Here is a 19,545-nt window from a genome sequence, read left to right on the forward strand (position 1 = left end):
TGTCCGCGAGTAGTGAAAATTAAAGCACAAAAATATCCAAGAAAATGCCAGTCAATTTCTTAACTGACTGGCATTACCCCGAAGGATGGTTTTTAGATTTGGGAATAATTAATTAGAAGCGGTAGCCCATTTTTAAACCGTAGCCAATCGCGTGGTTATCTGTGAACTCACCAACATTCGGGTTGGCAACTGTTAAAGCGGTTGCATCACCTAACCAAAAGTATTTAACACCACCCGCAATAAAGTAGTTTGGTGCAGGTGAGTATTGAACACCTAGACCTACATTCCAGTAGCCTTCAGTTGGTCCAAGAGTAGTTACAGGATTGTCTACGCCAGAATCCCAACCTACAGAGACATTTCCAGCCCACTTGTCAGTGAGTTTGCGCCCTACGCCCACAGTAGCAGACCATTGCTCTTCATTATATTCAACGAGGTTACCACCTTTTAATTGTGGCTGTTGCATCAAAGCTGAAGCTAGGTCAATAGCTTGTCCAAACTCTGTTGGGCGAATAGAGAAGTTAGACCAATCTACCCAACGTACGTTAGCAAAAGCAACTGTATCTGCCATAACACCAGTTTGAAAATCTAAATTAACAGATTGTGGGGTAGTTACTGCAGTTTTTCCTGGCTTAAATGCCGGAATTGCAGCAGGGTTTCCTTCTAAACCAACACCTAATGCCACATTTAATGGAACACCAGAATGGCTTTCTGTTGTAGAAAGCTCATGATCAATCTCAGAACGATAGGTTAAGGATGCTTTTAATGCAATTTCAGGAATTTGGAAAGCTACACCAGCTAACCAGCCGATTTCACTGTCTTCTTTCAAGGTTGCATCATATCCAGCGAACGCTGAATATGCTGCACCACGTAACGCAACATTACCTTTAGCTGTTTGGTAAACTGGACCCGCGTAAATATTCCAATTCTGCGTCGGCTGGAAACCAAATAAGAAAGTTAGGTTTTCAGTTTTAACTTCCGCACGAGTACCATCATTTCCTGTTGGGTTGAAAGCAGCGGATTGAGCAGTATATTCAGCTTCTGCGCCAAATGGCCGATCATAAATTACACCGAAAGAAAACTGATCGGTTACTTGTAATTTTAATGCAGCTGATGGGAAGTAATAATCACCCGCCATATCACCTGTTGCGTGTGATGGAATTTGCTGACCAGTAAGAGTGGTCATAGCTGTAGTTTTACCAGAAACAGAAGGATCCAGTACTGAAACACCAGCTTCAAAATAGTTACCCGGTTGTAGGAACGCAGCGATAGATTGACCAGAACGATCCATTGCTGCAGCAAAAGCACCTGTCATTGGTACAGTTGCTAAAATCATTGCTGTGCTTAGTGCTTTTAATTTCATTATACATTTCCCTTGGGCTATAAAGTCTTTTATGACAGTTTTTGTTGATGCTTTAAGCTTTCATCTAGGATGATTTCGGCTTGTATTCACCGAGACCATTTGTTACTCCATGTGACAAAAATATCACAATTAAAATAAGAGTAAATGCTCTAGGAAAAACTATTCAGTATAAAAATTAAACCAAATAGAGTATTTATTCTAATAAAGAGGTGTTTTTTATCTATAAGTAATTGATAAATAATAAATAAAATTAATAAATTTGCATTTGGTTGGGTGTTTTTGATTGATTAAAAAAAATACTATTTTTGTAGTAAAACCCATTGTCACTTGGTGTATTTCGCAACAATGGGACAGATCAACGTGTGGTTTTTCCAAGCTTTGCCAATAAAATAACAGGAATAAGACCGACCAATACAATCAACAAGGCGGCCACAGCACCATCTTCATAAGTTCCTCTAGAGGCTTCTGCATACAATTGGGTGGCGAGCGTTTCCATATTTAAAGGGCGGAGCAATAAAGTTGCAGGTAGCTCTTTCATACAATCTACAAAAATTAATAAGGCTGCAGAAATAATAGCAGGGCGCAATAACGGCAAATGCACACGCCATAATAAGGCAAGGTTGTTTTGTCCTAGGTTGCGTGCAGCATCATCAAAAACACCATGAATACGGTTATAGCCTGACTCAATGCCACCTACTGAAATTGCTAAAAAACGCACAGCATAAGCATAAATAAGGGTAAAACTCGTACCTAAAAATAATAAACCTGTATGAATGCCGAGTTTAAATTCTAAAAAATCTGCAATGGTGTGATCAATTTTGCCCAAAGCAAGCATGAGGCCAATGGCTAAAACTGTGCCGGGAATGGCGTAGCCTAAACTTGCAATTCGGCTAAACCAAGTCTGTTTGCTAAAACGTGTCGCACTGACAATAAAGAAACCAATCAAAATGGTGACGACAGTTGCAATGCTGGCAAGTAGCAAGGTATTGAGAGAGGCTTGAATGAGAAATTCAGAAAAACCTGCATATTGGATACGCTTGTAAGATTCCACAAGTAAGTGACTAGTCGGAATGAGAAAACCAATACAGACAGGAATCAAGCCTAAACCCAATAATACCAGTGCCTTAAAGCCTTTGACAGCTTGTGCAGGCATTAAACGGCTGCGTTGTGCAGAGTTCATATAGCGCTGTTTACGTCGACCTAAACGTTCCACCAAAACCAATAAGGTAATGATCATCAACATGAAAATGGCAATTTGCGCTGCGCCAGCTAAGTCAGATTGATTGGTCCAGGTTGAATAAATCGACAAAGTTAAGGTTTTAATGCCTAAAAATTCTGTTGCACCAATATCATTAATGGTTTCCATTAAAACTAGACTAGTACCCACAGCAATCGCAGGACGTGCTAATGGAATCGCAACACGTAAAAACACTTGATCGGGTTTTAATCCTAATGTACGTGCGACCTCAATTAAACTGGCCGATTGCATCAGAAACATTGCACGGGTGCTTAAATACACATACGGATACAGCACAAAGCTAAGTAAGAAGATGCCGCCCCAAACGCTACGAATATTGGGAAACCAAAACTGTTGTAATTCTAAATTAAACCAATCACGCAGAATGCTTTGCACAGGGCCAATTGGGTGCAAAATATCGATATAGCTATAGGCAATAATATAAGTTGGTACAGCTAAAGGCAGCAGTAAGGCCCAATCTAAAAATGCACGACCTCGGAATTGATACGCTGTTACAATCCATGCACTGCCTGTACCAATCAGGATGGTGAGAATTCCCACACCCAACAATAAAATCCCTGTTTCTGCCAACGTGTGTGGAATTACATAACGCAGCAGATGCCCCCAAATTTCACTATCACCTTGTAATGCTGTCCAAATTAAAGCGACCACAGGTAAACAGGCGAGTAGTGTCAATAACCCACTGAGCGAAAATAAAAAATTAAATTTATTTTTAAGCATTGCAATAGAGGTACTAAATAAGGGGGGAGGGAACAGCTGAGCATCTTACAGTGCAAAGCGCTGCACTGTAAGACAAAAGCAGAAAATTTAGCGGTTAAACTGGACTTTATCGACCAATAGGTTGGCGGCTTTACGGTGACGTGCAATATCGCTTAAGCGAATCGAGTCGATATTGAGTTTACCGAAGCTGGCAATAATAGGGTCAATTTTTACCCCTGGTTTTACTGGATATTCAAACCCATTTTGGGCGTAGATGGCTTGGGCATGATCTGAAGCTAAAAACTCAAGCAGTTGTACCGCTTCTTTGCGGTTTGGTGCATGCTTAGAGATCACTGCACCCGATACATTCACATGCGTACCACCATTTTTAAAACGTGGCAGCACGACATTAATGGCATTGCCCCAACGCTGTTGTTCAGCATCACCTGTACGCATGGTGCCAACGTAATAGGTGTTGGCCACACCAATATCACAAACTTTACCTAAAATATCACGGGCAACGTCACGGTCACCACCACTGGCAGGACGAGCTAAATTGGCTTTAACGCCACGCAACCAAGTCTCAGCTTGTTTTTCACCGTGATGCGCAATATAGGCAGCAATTAAAGCGGTGTTATAAGGATGGTTGCCTGAACGGATGCAGATTTTATTTTTCCATGTTGGATTAGCCAAATCTTCATAAGTGATGGCTTTTAAAGATGTACGGTCTTTAGAGGCATAGACTGCACGTGCACGCATCGATAGCGCATACCAATGTCCATTGGCTGCACGTAAGTTAGCAGGAATTGCACTATTTAATGTTTTAGAGCTAACTCGCTGGGTTAAGCCACCTTCTACCAAGTCCACTAAATTACCAAAATCTACGGTCAGCATGACATCGGCAGGTGAACGACGACCTTCTGCTTTTACACGTTCCAATAAACCATCTTTAATAAAAACAGTATTTACTTTTACACCTGTTTTTTGCGTGAATTCAGTTAATAACGTTTGAATTAAAACAGGTTCACGTGTGGTGTATAAGTTAACTTCTGCTGCTTGCGCCACACTTGCACCAAACGCAAGTAGACCTGTAACAACCAGCGATAATTTAGACATTGGTTTCATACGGTATTCCTAATCGAAAATTTAAACGTGAATAGCAGCTAAAGCAGAATCTGGTGTGGCTGATGATTGCTCATCAGATGCCAAGAAAAAACAGCTGTTTAAATCTACAGAAACATAGACTTGTTCAGCATGTTGGAAATCTTGAAGATGATTAACTTGTGCCAAAAGTGTGAGCGCATGATCTTGTAGTTTTAGACGTAGTTGCTGCGCGTGTCCCATAAAGCTTGAAGACATTACACTTGCTGGCAATGCACCTTCATTAGGGGTTTTGCTGACACGCACTTGATGAGGGCGGAAGCAGCATTGCACTTGTTTTTGCGTAGATAAGTCTTGTGCTAAATCCTGCTGACCAAGATCAACTTGACCAAAAATGGTGGAGATTGTTTGATTGTTGACTTGTGCAGGAATTTCATTCAACGCAGAAAAATAGCGTGCCGCAAACAACGTTTTAGGTTGTAGGTAGAGTTGCTTAGGCGAGCCAATTTGAATGATTTGCCCTTGATGCATCAAAATAATTTGATCGGCAATTTGCAGCGCTTCTTCAGGGTCATGCGTGACAATGACCGTAGTGGTTGCCGTTTGTTTTAAAATTTGAATGGTACTTTGACGGATTTGATCACGCAGGCGATGATCCAAATTGGAAAAAGGTTCATCCATAAGTAAAACTGGCGGTTTAGGGGCTAATGCACGTGCCAAAGCTACTCGTTGTTGTTCACCGCCTGAAAGCGTGTAGGGATAGCTGTCTTGATGATGCAGCATCGACACGTGTTCTAAGGCTTGTTTGGCAATTTCAGTACGTTGCGATTTAGGGAATTTCTTTAAGCCAAACATGACATTTTCCAGCACGCTTAAATGTGGAAAAAGGGCATAATCCTGAAAGACTAAACCAATGTTGCGTGATTCTGCGGGAATCTGTTGCTGTTCATCCCATAAGATATGCTGTTCGAGTTGAATAGAACCACTGCTTGGATTTTCCAAACCTGCAATTAAGCGCAGCATGGTAGTTTTGCCACATCCTGAGTGTCCCAGCAAACAGACAATCTGTCCACTCATGGCAGACCATGTTGCATTTTGCACAGCAAAACGCGAACCAAACTTTTTACTCAGCTGTTGGATGGTCAAGACATTGGCAGGTTGTGCAGCAAACGCATTCATGGATATTTCACACGACAAATTTTGTGCTCAAATAATAACTAAGAATTCTTCTCAAGTAGAGTCTTTTTATCATTTAGAATGTAAATGACCTTGGGGAGAGTATAAATTGGTTGAAATATCAAGAAAAACAGCAGTGTTTTGTTGGTTTATATTCTGAACGAGAATCCTACAGCAGGATTAAAAATTTGATGGTTTTATAACCACACTCTACTGAGAGTTGAACTTACAAGCGAAAAGACAAAATCGAGCTATAAAAAAAGTTACTGCCGAAGCAGTAACTTTTTTTAAACAGGGCGATATAAATATAGTCCAAATTAAGGTTTTTTAGAATTAAGCACCTTAAACAGAACAAACATTAAAACAATCCAGACTGGAATCATAATGACTGATTCTTTGAAGCCCTGTGTCCACATAATGTAAAGCACCACAGCAATGAAGGCCAACACCAGATAGTTACTAAATGGCGACCAAAGAGCAGGGAACTTGGTTGGAATAGCTAATTTTTTCAAAGTACTGCTGAATTTTAAGTGGGTTAAACTGATCATTGCCCAGTTTAGAACCAAAGCACCAACCACAATGTACATGAGGTGACTTAAGGCTTCTTCTGGTACAAAGTAGTTCAATAATACACAGCCAAAAATCAATACCGCAGAGAATAGAACAGCTGGAATTGGCACACCTTGTTTATTCACTTTTAGGAAAATTTTTGGTGCGTTACCTTGTTTGGCTAAACCGAACAACATACGGCTGTTGGCATACATCCCACTGTTATACACAGAAAGTGCAGCAGTCAGAATCACGAAATTCAGTAAGTGTGCAGCCCATTCAATCCCCATCTGACTAAAAATCATCACGAATGGACTTTTATCTAAACCACCTAAATCGAGCTGATTCCAAGGCACTAAAGACAACAGAATAGTGAGCGAACCGACATAGAAAATCAGGATACGGAACACCACTTGGTTAATGGCTTTAGGAATTGTTTTTTCTGGGTCTTGTGCTTCGGCTGCTGCCATACCAATCAATTCAATGCCGCCAAAGGCAAACATCAGGAAAGCCAACATAAAGAATAACCCTTCAAAGCCATGCGGGAAGAAGCCGCCATGTGCCCAAAGGTTGCTGAAAGAAGCAGTGGAGGTCGCATCTGCAGAAAGTAATAGGTATAAACCAAATACAATCATCGAGACTACAGCCGCGACTTTAATAATCGCCAACCAGAATTCTGACTCACCGTAGAACTTCACATTGCCCAAGTTAATAATGGTAATCACAATGAAAAAGAACAGTGTTGATGTCCATGCAGGAATATGCGGCCACCAGTAGTTAATATATTTCGCGACTGCGGTGAGTTCTGCCATGGCCACCAAAATATACAGAATCCAGTAATTCCAGCCAGCTAAAAAGCCAGGGAACTTACCTGCATATTTATAGGCAAAGTGACTGAATGACCCTGCAACGGGCTCATGAACAATCATTTCCCCCAATTGGCGCATAATTAAAAATGCAATAAGACCACCAATGGCATAACCCAAAATAATAGATGGGCCAGCAGATTGGATGACCTGCGCGGAACCTAAGAATAAACCAGTACCAATTGCGCCACCCATGGCAATCAATTGAATATGGCGGTTCTTTAAGCCACGCTGAAGTTGTGAAGACTCGTTGTTCAAAGTATTCAGCCCGACAATGAAAAAGTGACAAGATTGTAATAGATCAAATTTCATTAGCCTAGTAGCTATACATTTATGAATTAAATTTATGCAAATTATAAAAATAAGTTTAGCTGGCTTTTATTTTAAAAATTAGCGTAATCAATATATTAATTTTATTTTTGTCTTATAAATCAAGATGACTGGCTAGGGTAAATTTTACCAAATGTTGTTTTTTTATACTTAAGTCAAGACCACGATACCTTTTGAATAAAAACCGTTATCATGCAAAAGGGTCTTTTTATATTGACCATAACAATCAAAAACAAGGGAATAAAATTCATGCGTTTTGCACCACAAGTTAAAATTCCAGCGACTTATATGCGCGGCGGTACCAGTAAAGGCGTATTTTTTAAACTTGATGATTTACCTGTAGCAGCACAGCAGCCAGGCAAAATTAGAGATCAAATTTTATTGCGCGTCATTGGCAGTCCAGACCCTTATGCCAAGCAAATTGATGGAATGGGCGGTGCAACTTCAAGCACTAGCAAAACGGTAATTCTGGCGAAAAGTACGCAGCCTGATCATGATGTTGATTATCTGTTTGGACAGGTTTCAATTGATCAGCCTTTTGTAGATTGGAGTGGTAACTGTGGCAACCTCACGGCTGCGGTAGGTGCATTTGCCATTAGTAATGGTTTGGTCGATGCCAGCAAAATTCCAGAAAATGGTGTGTGCACAGTACGCATTTGGCAAAAAAATATTGAAAAAACCATTATTGCGCATGTACCTATGACCAACGGTCAGGTGCAGGAAACGGGTGATTTTGAGCTGGATGGTGTGACATTCCCAGCAGCAGAAGTCCAAATTGAGTTTTTAGACCCAGCCGATGATGGTGACGAGGGGGGGGCAATGTTCCCTACGGGCAATGTCGTGGATACTTTGGATGTGCCAAATATTGGAACATTTCAAGCTACATTTATTAATGCGGGTATTCCAACAATTTTCCTAAATGCAGAAGATATTGGTTATACCGGTACAGAATTGCAAGATGCGATCAATGGTGATGCACAGGCATTGGCACGTTTTGAAACCATTCGTGCTTATGGCGCCAAACAAATGGGGCTGATTCAGGAAATTGCCGAAGCTGAAAAGCGTCAGCATACCCCAAAAATTGCTTTTGTTTCTGCACCCAAAAGTTATGTTTCTTCAAGCGGAAAGCAAATTCAGGTAGCAGATACCGATTTATTGGTACGTGCTTTATCGATGGGTAAATTACACCATGCCATGATGGGCACAGCAGCTGTTGCAATTGGTACTGCTGCAGCTATTCCAGGAACTCTGGTGAACTTAGCTGCAGGTGGTGGTGAGCGTGAAGCGGTACGTTTTGGACATCCATCGGGTACGCTTCGCGTTGGTGCGCAAGCCGTGCAGGAAAATGGACAGTGGCAAGTAAAAAAAGCGGTAATGAGCCGTAGTGCACGTGTCTTGATGGAAGGCTGGGTGCGTGTGCCTGCTGAAACGCTTGAATAAATTGGTCACGAACCTGACATTTTAAATTTAAACAAAATTCAGCCTCTATTTCGATAGGGGCTTTTTTGTAGCTGAAATACTATATCGGTGCAGTTAAGGCTTAAAAAAAATTGAATTATGGGTACAATGCTGCAACAGACAAAGCAGCTTACTGCTTATCAGACATGAACCAACAATTCGAGGCGAATGTGTCATCACTTCACGATTTACAGGCGCATGCATTAACCGCAGCCCAACAACGTATTCAGCAAGACTTGCTTACCGCTTTAGAGGCCTTTGCATTGCCAGAACCGTTAAAGTCTGCTGTGCATCATGCCGTCATGTTGGGTGGTAAGCGTGTGCGTCCTGCTTTGTGTTATGCCACAGCTGCGTTAAGACCTAATCAGAATTATGCAGCAGTACGCCGTGCTGCAGTTGCAATTGAGCTGATTCATTGTTATTCACTGGCGCATGACGATTTGCCGTGTATGGATAATGACTTGTTGCGTCGTGGGCAGCCAACCTGTCATGCAGCTTATGGTGAAGATACAGCGTTGTTGGCAGGTGATATTTTACAATCGATGGCATTTGAAATTTTAGGCAGTCGTTTGTTTGATCAGTCTGCTGCGGTAGATCAAGGGATTGTACTCAAGCAGATGCAAATTTTAGCTACAGCATCATCAAAAATGGTGTGTGGTCAGGTTATGGATTTACAATCTGAAGGCAAACAAGTCGATCAGGCGACTTTGGAAAGTATCCATCGTAATAAAACAGGTGCCTTGATTTCTGCTGCAGTGATGATGGCTGCTGTGACCGTGTTTGATGGACGAGATAAAGCCATTCCACAACTGCGTGAATATGCACAAGCGATTGGTCTAGCCTTTCAGGTACAAGATGATATTTTGGATATTATTTCAGAGACTGAAGTGCTCGGTAAAACCGCAGGCAAAGATGAGCAGGTGGAAAAATCCACTTATCCTGCATTGATGGGGCTAGAGCAGGCACAAACTTACGCTCAACAGTTACATGATCAGGCTTTTGCTGCGTTGGCTTTTTTTGATACTGCTGCAGCAACAGAGCTACAGAAAATTTCAGAATTTTTACTGTCACGTAAAAGCTAATTGATGCTTTAGGTTTACTGATACCTTTAAATATAGTGATTTTTAATTGAAGTAAATTGGCGGTGTGCCAAAAAAATAAAAGCGAGCATTTGCTCGCTTTTTTATGTTGTTGCTTTGGAGTAAGTCTATTTTAAAATATTTACCGGTTTAAAATTTCACTCTTTTTTTGCTTTTTATTCCTGAAGTGTTGCATCCGGAGCAAGAATTGTTTTGCCTTGCTTTAAGCTATCTAAAGCCTCTCGGTTAAAATCGACCAAAAGAGAGTTGTTTTGTGGATCAATCGCATAGCGACTAATCAATTTTTGATCACCCTGTAAAGTTTCTATTCGGTATTCATCTGCAATATTCATAATGCCGTCTAAATTAATGGTGGCAGAAGCCTTGTCTTGACGAAATAACTCATAAACATCGCGTAGGTCAAAAATTGCATTTTGTGCATCGGGATGCTTTTCAAAATAATTTTGTAAATGACGAATAAATAATTGCGCAAACATAAAGTAATTCGGTTTGTGGGTATAGTCTAAGCTCATGTGTTTACTCCTTATTATTCAAATTTTTAATGCTTTATAGGAATAACACACTCTAGGCTAAAAATTAAAGAAACTCTGGGCTGAAGTTGCAAAAACTACACAAAGAATTTGATGCTGTGCACTAAGCTGAAACCTAAATTTGCCATGATCTGTTTAGAAATTAAAAAACTTTGTAACGAACAGCGCAGTTGGTGTTTTGGAAAAAATAATCATAAATGGTTTATCTATTCATTAAAGCGATTAATAGCCCTACAGAGTAGTGGAATTCTAAAATATCAAGTATTTGAATAAAAAATCATCCGAAAGACTAAGACTTATGAACTAGCAAGTGAAATCATAAATCAGGTACAATTGGCGTGATTAATTTTGTGTTTGGTGTATTTGAAGGCCAATACATACATTCTTTGTTAATAAATAGGCCTGCCAGGAGTTATCCCCGCATGAGTGCCATTACTCCATACGAATGGGCAATTATTGCCTTCGTGATCGGCGTTACATTTTTATGCGTCTTTATGCTAACCGTTCCTTTACTCCTTGGGGGTAAATCATGGGGACGTGCGAAGCAAGAGCAGTTTGAGTCGGGTGTTGTTGGTGCTGGTGGAGCACGTATCCGCTTATCTGCCAAGTTCTATTTGGTTGCAATTTTCTTCGTTGTTTTCGACTTAGAAGCACTTTATCTATATGCATGGGCAGCATCTGTTCGTGAAGTAGGTTGGGTGGGCTTTGCAACTGCTGCTGTATTTATTTTAGTTTTACTCGTTGGCTTAATTTATGAATTATCAACCGGCGCACTGAACTGGGCACCATCTGATAAGCGTAAAGCAGCAGGGATTAAACCTAAAATTGGTTCGCCAAATATGGATCTTGCAGAAATCACACGCTTTAACTCAATTGAAGAATTGGTAACGGACCCTACCGGTCAAATTCCAGCTCAATCCTCTGGTCGTGTAAAAAAATCTGCGACTACCTCATCTGACAAGGAGTAACTCGGGATGAAATATACCTTAACCCGTGCGAATCCCGATGCTGATCAATATCCACTTCAAGAGCGCCAAATCGTAACTGATCCGCTTGAAGAAGAAGTGAATAAAAATGTGTTTATGACTCGTTTAGAGGACTTGGCACATACAGCAGTAAACTGGGGACGTAAGAACTCAGTTTGGCCGTTCAACTTTGGTACATCGTGCTGCTACGTAGAGTATGCAACGACCTTAACAGGCGTGCATGACTTGTCACGTTTTGGTGCTGAGGTTATTCGTGCTTCACCGCGTCAGGCAGACTTGATGATTGTTGCAGGTACGTGTTTCGTAAAAATGGCACCTGTAATTCAGCGTTTGTATGAGCAAATGCTTGAGCCTAAATGGGTTATCTCAATGGGCGCATGCGCAAACTCAGGTGGTATGTACGACATTTATTCAGTTGTACAAGGTGTGGATAAAATCATTCCTGTGGATGTGTACATTCCAGGTTGCCCACCACGTCCTGAAGCATTAATTCAAGCATTAATGTTATTACAAGACCAAATTCAATTAGAGCGTCGTCCGTTGTCTGCGGTAATTGGTGATGATCTTAAGCCAGTGTATAAGCCAAAGATGATGCCAGAACGTGACCGTAAGAATGCACAGCGTATTGCGGTGAAAAACTTACGCTCTATGGATGAAATTAAATAATTTAAACGTACAAATATTGATGCACCCGAAGGGTGTAGTTGTCGTTTAGGTTGACTGAATTTGTATTAAATAGGAAGCCAAGCCAATGGCTGAAACTGACATTGCTATGCCAGAATCAACAGCAGTTGATTCACGCCCAGCATTTGCAATTGTAGAAGAACTCAAAACCAAATTTGGTGAGAACTTCTACGTGCAAACGACTTTTGAAGATTTTCCAACAGTCTGGGTTGAGCGCGCACGTGTACAAGAAGTTTTAATGTTCTTGCGTACAGTGTCACGTCCATACGTGATGTTGTTCGACTTGTCTGCGGTAGATGAGCGTTTACGTACTCACCGCGACGGTCTACCTGCGTCTGACTTTACAGTGTTCTATCACTTGTTATCGCTTGAGCGTAACACGGACATTCGTATTAAAGTTGCCTTGAATGAGAGTGATCTCAACATTCCTACAGCAACTAACATTTGGCCAAATGCCAACTGGTACGAACGTGAAGCTTACGATATGTTTGGTATCAACTTCGAAGGGCATCCAATGCTCCGTCGTATTTTGTTGCCAACATACTGGGAAGGTCACCCGTTACGTAAAGAGTATTCTGCACGTGCTACGGAATATACGCCGTACATGCAGAACCAAGCCAAACAAGACTTCGAGCAGGAACACCTACGCTTTGTGCCTGAAGATTGGGGCTTAAAGCGCGGTAATAAAGACGAAGACTTCATGTTCTTGAACTTGGGTCCTAACCACCCATCTGCACACGGTGCGTTCCGTGTAATTTTGCAGTTGGATGGTGAAGAAGTGAAAGACTGTGTGCCAGATATCGGCTATCACCACCGCGGTGTGGAAAAGATGGCTGAACGTCAAACTTGGCATTCATTCATTCCTTATACCGACCGTGTGGACTACTTAGGTGGTTGTGCCCAAAACATGCCGTATGTGATGGGTGTGGAACAACTGGCAGGTATTACTGTACCAGACCGCGCACAATGTATTCGTGTAATGATGTCGGAATTATTCCGTATCAATAACCACTTATTGTTCATTGGTACTGCAATTCAGGATGCGGGCGGTATGACCCCTGTATTCTATATGTTCGCAGACCGTCAAAAAATCTACGATGCGATTGAAGCCATTACTGGTTACCGTATGCACCCAGCATGGTTCCGTATTGGTGGTACCGCACACGACCTACCAAACAACTGGCAGCACCTGATTCGTGAAATCTTGGAGTGGATGCCAAAACGCATGAATGAATACTACACTGCGGCATTACGCAACTCAGTATTCATGGGTCGTACGCAAGGCGTTGCACAGTATGATGCGAAATCTGCTTTGGCGTGGGGTGTAACAGGTACTGGTCTACGTGCAACAGGTATTGACTTTGATGTGCGTAAATACCGTCCATACAGTGGTTATGAAAACTATGACTTTGAAGTGCCGGTAGAGTACGAAGGCGATGCTTACGCACGTGTATTGGTACACTTCCGTGAAATCGAAGAGTCATTGAAAATCATCAAACAATGTCTAGATAACATGCCTTCTGGTCCATATAAAGCGGATCATCCATTGGCTGTTCCACCACCAAAAGACAAGACATTACAAGATATTGAAACCTTGATTACACACTTCTTAAGCGTGTCTTGGGGTCCTGTAATGCCTGCTGGTGAAGCATCTGTAATGGCAGAAGTGGTGAAAGGTGCATCTAACTATTACTTGACTTCAGATAAGTCGACGATGAGTTACCGTACCCGTATTCGTACACCAACTTTCACGCATTTACAGCAAATGCCTTCTGTGATTAACGGCAGTCTGGTATCTGACTTAATCATTTATTTAGCGACCATTGACGTCGTAATGGCAGACGTGGATCGCTAAGGGGTAAACGCATTATGATGATTTTGACTGATAAAAAGCCACGTGTGAATGTTGAAGGGATTTTAACTGCAGAAGAAATCCATGAAATTGAACATCACATTGGCCATTATCCGTACCCACGTGCAGCATCTTTGGATGCCTTGAAGTGTGTACAGCGCCGTAATGGCTGGGTAGATGACGCGCAGTTAAATGCAATTGCACAGCTTCTCACCATCAGCGTTGCTGATTTAGAAGGTGTTGCAACTTTCTATAACCGTATTTATCGCCAGCCTGTAGGTCGCCACGTGATTTTATTGTGTGACTCGATTGCATGCTTCTTGATGGGTGCAGAAACACTGGCAGAAGCATTCCAGCGTGAATTAGGCATTCAGTTTGGTCAAACGACTGCAGATGGTCGTTTCACGTTATTGCCAATTTGCTGTTTAGGAAATTGCGACAAGGGACCAACCTTGATGATTGATGAAGATACTCACGGTTTAGTTGAGGTGACATCGGTGCAACAGTTATTGGAGAAGTATGTATGAATACCGAACCAAGACCAATTTATGGTGACGGTAACCCAGAAACGCATCCATTAACTTGGCGTTTAAGCAAGCAAGAGCACGTGCGTAATGCAGATGATTACGAAGCGCTAGAAGGTTATGCGGGCTTTAAGAAAGCGATTTCTATGCCGCCTAAAGATGTGCTTGAAGTCATTAAAGCTGCGACAGTAAAAGGTCGTGGTGGTGCAGGCTTCCCTGCAGGGATCAAATGGTCACTGATGGCGCCAAATGACAATTCTGGTCCACGTTACCTGATTTGTAATGCCGATGAGATGGAACCAGGTACTTTCAAAGACCGTTTGCTGATGGAAAAACTTCCACACCAACTGATTGAAGGTATGCTGATTGCTGCTTATACGCTTGAAGCAACACACGGTTATATCTTTATTCGTGGCGAATATATCGAAGCTGCACAGTACTTAAATGAAGCGATTGAGCAAATTCGAGCCAAAGGTTATTTGGGCGAAAACATTTTAGGTACAGGTTGGGGCTTTGAGCTATACGTGCACACAGGCGCTGGTCGTTATATCTGTGGTGAAGAAACTGCATTGATTAACTCGCTTGAAGGCCGTCGTGCTAACCCACGTACTAAACCACCATTCCCGCAAGTTGCAGGGGCATGGGGGCGTCCAACGATTGTCAACAACGTAGAAACCTATAACAACTTACCTGCAATTATGTTGCGTGGTGCAGAGTGGTATATCGGTTTATCTGCAGGCAAATCGAAAGATCCTGGCACAAAAATTTACGGTGCGTCAGGTAAGGTGAAATTCCCTGGTCTATGGGAACTTCCATTTGGTACGACTGCACGTGAAGTGATTGAAGACTATGCGGGTGGCATGCGTGATGGCTTGAAGCTAAAAGCATGGTTACCGGGTGGTGCGTCTACCGACTTCTTGGCGGCAGAACACATTGACTTGCCAATGGATGCAGAGAGCATCATGAAAGCAGGTTCACGTTTAGGTACGTGTTTGCTCATGGTAGTCGATGAAACTCAATGTATGGTTTCTGCAACCCGTAACTTAGAAGAATTCTTTGCGCGCGAATCATGTGGTTTCTGTACGCCATGTCGTGATGGCTTACCATGGGCTGTAAAAGCACTCAAAGCAATTGAAAATGGCGAAGGAAAAGAAGAAGACATTCAACATCTTCAAGAACTCACCAAAAAATTGTGGATTGGTAAGACCTTCTGTGCTCACGCACCAGGTGCGATGGAGCCATTAATGGGCGCACTCAAATATTTCCGTAGCGAGTTTGAAGCAAAAGTGGCAAATAGCCGTCCTGCTGCTCAAGCTAGCAACGTAGAACAAGCTTAAGGAATTCGACTATGGCTACAATTCATGTCGATGGAAAATCGTACGAAGTCAATGGCTCGGAAAACTTGCTGCAAGCATGTTTGAGCCTTGGGATCGACATTCCGTACTTTTGTTGGCATCCATCCTTAGGTTCTGTCGGTTCTTGCCGTCAATGTGCCGTGACCCAATATGCGAACCCTGAAGATACTCGTGGTCGCTTGGTGATGTCATGTATGACACCTGCTGCTGACAATACCTATATCTCTATTGAAGACAAGGAAGCGACTGAGTTCCGTGCTTCAATTGTAGAGTTCTTGATGACGAACCACCCACACGACTGCCCTGTCTGTGAAGAAGGTGGTCACTGTCATTTACAAGATATGACTGTAATGACGCAGCATGACCGTCGTCGTTACCGCTTCACCAAACGTACACACTATAACCAAGAGCTAGGTTCGTTCATTGCACATGAAATGAACCGTTGTATCGCATGTTATCGTTGTGTGCGTTACTACAAAGACTATGCAGGCGGTACAGACTTTGGCGTTTATGCCAACGCATCACGTGTGTACTTTGGTCGTCCTGAGTCGGGTACTTTAGAATCTGAATTCTCTGGCAACTTGACTGAAGTATGTCCAACAGGTGTATTTACCGACAAAACGCACTCTGCACGTTATAACCGTAAGTGGGATATGCAATATGCGCCAAGCGTATGCCAAGGCTGTTCTTCTGGCTGTAACATCTCTCCGGGTGAGCGTTATGGCGAATTACGTCGTGTAGAAAACCGCTTTAACGGTGAAGTTAACCAATACTTCCTGTGCGACAAAGGTCGTTTCGGTACAGGTTATGTGAACCGTGAAGATCGTCCACGTCAGCCACAGTTCCGTAATGGTGCGAGTGTAGAAACCATTTCTGTAGATACTGCACTTGATACGATTATTGCCAAAGTTCAAGGCAAAAAAGTTTTGGGTATTGGTTCGCCACGTGCATCGCTTGAATCAAACTTTGCTTTGCGTGAGTTAGTGGGTCAAGACAACTACTCAACAGGTTTATCGCAAAAAGAGCAAAACTTGGTAGAGCTTGCAGCTTCAATCATGCAAACCGAAGGTATTTACAACCCAGGTATGCGTGAAATTGAAGATTACGATGCTGTGTTAATTTTGGGTGAAGATTTAACCCAAACTGCACCACGTATGGCCTTGTCTGTTCGCCAAGCGGCGAAAAACAAAGCCAAAGAAATGGCTGCAGAGCGTCGTACCCCAGACTGGCTGGCTGAACCTGTACAACGTATCGCACAAGATGCAAAATCACCAATTTACATTTTGGCTGCAACGCAAACGCGTTTAGCCGATGTAGCAACCGGTGAAGTGGTTGCATCTCCAAACGACATCGCACGTTTAGGTTTTGCGATTGCAGCTGCAGTAGCAGGCGATGTAATCACTGGTTTAGATGACGATGCCAAAGCATTTGCACAAACTATTGCCGACACGTTAAAAGCTGCGAAAAAGCCATTGGTGATTTCAGGTACAAGCTTACAAGAAGCTGCCATTATGGAAGCGGCTGCACAAGTGGCACAAAACTTGGGTGAGAACGCAGGTTTAACCCTAACTGTGCCAGAAGTGAACTCAATGGGCTTGGCAATTTTAGGTGGTCAAAGCTTAGAGCAAGCATTTGCACAAGATTATGATGCTGTGATTGTGGTTGAAAATGACTTATACCGTCGTTTACCTGCGGCACAAGTTGATGCCGCTTTGGCAAAAGCACAAGATGTAATCGTGCTTGATCATGCTGAAACAGCAACAGTGCAAAAAGCCAACATCGTACTTTCTGCAGCAAGCTTTGCTGAAGGTGATGGTACTGTAGTGAGCCAAGAAGGCCGTGCTCAACGCTTCTTCCAAGTGTATGACCCAAGCTACTACAAACCTGAACTAGCAATCAAAGAATCTTGGCGCTGGTTACACGCACTTGAAACAGGCTTAAAAGGTAAAGCAATTTCTTGGACTGTTTTAGATGACGTGATTGAATCTGTTGCGAAAAATATTCCAGCACTTGAAGCAATTCAGGATGTTGCACCAGATGCAGGTTTCCGTGTACATGGCTTGAAAGTTGCGCGTGAACCACGTCGTTACTCAGGTCGTACTGCAATGCGTGCGCCGTTATCTATTCACGAGCCGAAACAACCGACCGATGTCGATTCTGCATTAACTTTCTCTATGGAAGGTTATGTTGGTAACCAAACACCATCGGCACTTGTACCATTTGCATGGTCTGCAGGTTGGAACTCACCACAAGCTTGGAACAAATTCCAAGACAATGTGGGCGGTCACTTAAAAGGTGGTGATTCAGGCATTCGTTTATTCGATCGCTTAGCAAAACGTCCTGCACGTAGCTATGTGGCACCAGCACCTGTGCTAGCTAATCCTGAAAGCTTCCGTTTAATTCCAATGCATCACATTTTTGCATCGGGTGAATTTACGGTGAAAACACCTGCAATGGAAACGCGTATTCCTGAAGCTGTATTTGCTGTAGGCACTCAAGATGCGCAGCGTTTGAATGTACAAGATGGTCAAACAATTACCGTACAAGCAGGTGAAACGTCTATCGTACTGCCAGTACAAGTGATTGAATATTTACCTACAGGTTATATTGGCTACCCAATTGGTCTTGCACCAACGGTATCTCTTGCAGAGCCTGTTTCAGTCGCGGTAGGAGTGTAATTCATGCAACAAGAATTAATCCGTCAGACGCCGCTGTGGGCTGAGAACTGGCCAATTGCCTATTCAGTCATTCAAGCGATTGTCATCTTACTGGTTGTAGTATTGATTGCTGCGCTCATGTCTTTTATTGAGCGTCGTTTACTGGGCTTATGGCAAGACCGTTATGGTCCGAACCGTGTAGGTCCAGGTGGTATGTTCCAGATTGTAGCCGACATGCTTAAAATCATGTTCAAAGAAGACTGGACACCTAAATTTGCCGACAAACTAACCTTCCGTATGGCACCAGCAGTTGCAATGGCAACTGCGGTACTGTCGTTCATGGTTATTCCTGTATCACCTTATTTAGGTGTTGCAGACATGAGCATTGGCCTGTTGTTCTTTATGGCAATGGCTGGTATTGCAGTCTATGCGGTGTTATTTGGTGGTTGGTCATCAAACAACAAATACGCATTGCTTGGTGGTCTACGTTCAGCAGCTCAAACCATTTCGTATGAAGTGTTCTTGGGTATTTCACTTATGGGTGTGGTTGCAATTGCAGGCTCATTCAACATGCGTGAAATTGTTGAAGCGCAACGTGATGTTTGGTTTGTGATTCCACAATTCTTAGGTTTCTTGATTTTCGTGGTTGCTGGTGTTGCGGTAACACACCGTCACCCATTTGACCAACCAGAAGCAGAACAAGAATTGGCAGAAGGTTATCACGTAGAATATGGCGGTATGAAATGGGGTATGTTCTTCGTTGCAGAATATGTCAACGTGGTACTGATCTCTGCGCTTATCGTGACTTTATTCTTCGGTGGATGGCTTGCGCCGTTTAACCTTGAAATTCCATTCATTCCAGCAGCTTTCTGGTTCATTATCAAAACAGCATTCTTTGTAATGATGTTTGTCTTGGCACGTGGTTCTTTAATGCGTCCACGTTATGACCAAGTGATGAACTTTGGTTGGAAAATTTGCTTGCCATTGGCGCTTGTTAACCTTTTGGTAACTGGTGCTGTGATTCTTATGAATCATTCGGCCTAAGACAGCAGGGAGAACA

Annotated in this window: 15 protein-coding genes; 9 read left to right on the forward strand and 6 right to left on the reverse strand. The window is 42.6% G+C overall.

Translation table 11 applies throughout. The annotated features are described in order from the left end of the window. Window positions 1-112 precede the first annotated feature (112 nt). The 5 genes from HHA43_RS07560 to HHA43_RS07580 form a co-directional block, all read right to left on the reverse strand. On the reverse strand, window positions 113-1,360 hold the full coding sequence (locus HHA43_RS07560) for an OmpP1/FadL family transporter (protein WP_168542272.1): 1,248 nt from the start codon (window positions 1,358-1,360) through the stop codon (window positions 113-115). A gap of 355 nt (window positions 1,361-1,715) precedes the next feature. Beyond that, window positions 1,716-3,338, reverse strand: a complete 1,623-nt coding sequence (locus tag HHA43_RS07565; protein ID WP_168542274.1) for an ABC transporter permease — start codon at window positions 3,336-3,338, stop codon at window positions 1,716-1,718. 87 nt (window positions 3,339-3,425) lie between these two features. Continuing rightward, window positions 3,426-4,442 carry an extracellular solute-binding protein gene (locus HHA43_RS07570; RefSeq protein ID WP_168542276.1) on the reverse strand — a complete coding sequence of 339 codons (1,017 nt, stop codon included), beginning with the start codon at window positions 4,440-4,442 and terminating at the stop codon, window positions 3,426-3,428. A 21-nt stretch (window positions 4,443-4,463) separates the two neighbouring features. After that, complete coding sequence (locus tag HHA43_RS07575) at window positions 4,464-5,597, reverse strand: ABC transporter ATP-binding protein (protein WP_168542278.1); 1,134 nt, start codon at window positions 5,595-5,597, stop codon at window positions 4,464-4,466. A 314-nt stretch (window positions 5,598-5,911) separates the two neighbouring features. Beyond that, entirely contained in the window at window positions 5,912-7,267 is a 1,356-nt protein-coding gene (locus HHA43_RS07580) for an amino acid permease (RefSeq protein ID WP_171525719.1), read from the reverse strand. Window positions 7,268-7,588: 321 nt separating this feature from the next. Between HHA43_RS07580 and prpF the strand changes: the two genes are divergently transcribed. Both prpF and HHA43_RS07590 read left to right on the forward strand, forming a co-directional pair. Continuing rightward, complete coding sequence (gene prpF, locus HHA43_RS07585; protein WP_168542282.1) at window positions 7,589-8,779, forward strand: 2-methylaconitate cis-trans isomerase PrpF; 1,191 nt, start codon at window positions 7,589-7,591, stop codon at window positions 8,777-8,779. 164 nt (window positions 8,780-8,943) lie between these two features. Then, window positions 8,944-9,879: a polyprenyl synthetase family protein gene (locus tag HHA43_RS07590; protein ID WP_171525718.1), complete on the forward strand. Its 936-nt coding sequence runs from the start codon at window positions 8,944-8,946 to the stop codon at window positions 9,877-9,879. A 173-nt stretch (window positions 9,880-10,052) separates the two neighbouring features. Here HHA43_RS07590 and HHA43_RS07595 read toward each other — a convergent pair whose 3' ends face one another. Beyond that, window positions 10,053-10,409 carry a hypothetical protein gene (locus HHA43_RS07595; protein WP_154320444.1) on the reverse strand — a complete coding sequence of 119 codons (357 nt, stop codon included), beginning with the start codon at window positions 10,407-10,409 and terminating at the stop codon, window positions 10,053-10,055. A gap of 440 nt (window positions 10,410-10,849) precedes the next feature. On the opposite strand from HHA43_RS07595, the gene ndhC reads away from it, so the two are divergent. From ndhC to nuoH, 7 genes are all read left to right on the forward strand, one after another. Beyond that, entirely contained in the window at window positions 10,850-11,395 is a 546-nt protein-coding gene (gene ndhC / locus HHA43_RS07600) for an NADH-quinone oxidoreductase subunit A (RefSeq protein ID WP_004975445.1), read from the forward strand. A 6-nt stretch (window positions 11,396-11,401) separates the two neighbouring features. Beyond that, a complete protein-coding gene (locus tag HHA43_RS07605; RefSeq protein ID WP_004975447.1) occupies window positions 11,402-12,079 on the forward strand; it encodes a NuoB/complex I 20 kDa subunit family protein in 678 nt (225 codons plus the stop codon). 85 nt (window positions 12,080-12,164) lie between these two features. Further along, complete coding sequence (gene nuoC, locus HHA43_RS07610) at window positions 12,165-13,952, forward strand: NADH-quinone oxidoreductase subunit C/D (protein ID WP_004975450.1); 1,788 nt, start codon at window positions 12,165-12,167, stop codon at window positions 13,950-13,952. A 14-nt stretch (window positions 13,953-13,966) separates the two neighbouring features. Further along, the gene (gene nuoE, locus HHA43_RS07615; protein WP_004975451.1) at window positions 13,967-14,476 is read left to right on the forward strand and encodes an NADH-quinone oxidoreductase subunit NuoE; all 510 of its coding nucleotides are present in this window, start codon (window positions 13,967-13,969) and stop codon (window positions 14,474-14,476) included. Further along, complete coding sequence (nuoF, locus tag HHA43_RS07620) at window positions 14,473-15,810, forward strand: NADH-quinone oxidoreductase subunit NuoF (protein ID WP_104852364.1); 1,338 nt, start codon at window positions 14,473-14,475, stop codon at window positions 15,808-15,810. Before nuoE ends, nuoF begins: the two co-directional genes overlap by 4 nt. An 11-nt stretch (window positions 15,811-15,821) precedes the next feature. Beyond that, window positions 15,822-18,506 (forward strand): NADH-quinone oxidoreductase subunit NuoG, encoded by a 2,685-nt coding sequence (gene nuoG / locus HHA43_RS07625; protein ID WP_168418691.1) that lies wholly within the window; start codon window positions 15,822-15,824, stop codon window positions 18,504-18,506. 3 nt (window positions 18,507-18,509) lie between these two features. Then, window positions 18,510-19,529 (forward strand): NADH-quinone oxidoreductase subunit NuoH, encoded by a 1,020-nt coding sequence (nuoH, locus tag HHA43_RS07630; RefSeq protein ID WP_004975457.1) that lies wholly within the window; start codon window positions 18,510-18,512, stop codon window positions 19,527-19,529. Window positions 19,530-19,545 lie beyond the last annotated feature (16 nt).

The organism is Acinetobacter sp. A2, assembly GCF_012371325.1.
Classification (GTDB): Bacteria; Pseudomonadota; Gammaproteobacteria; order Pseudomonadales; family Moraxellaceae; genus Acinetobacter.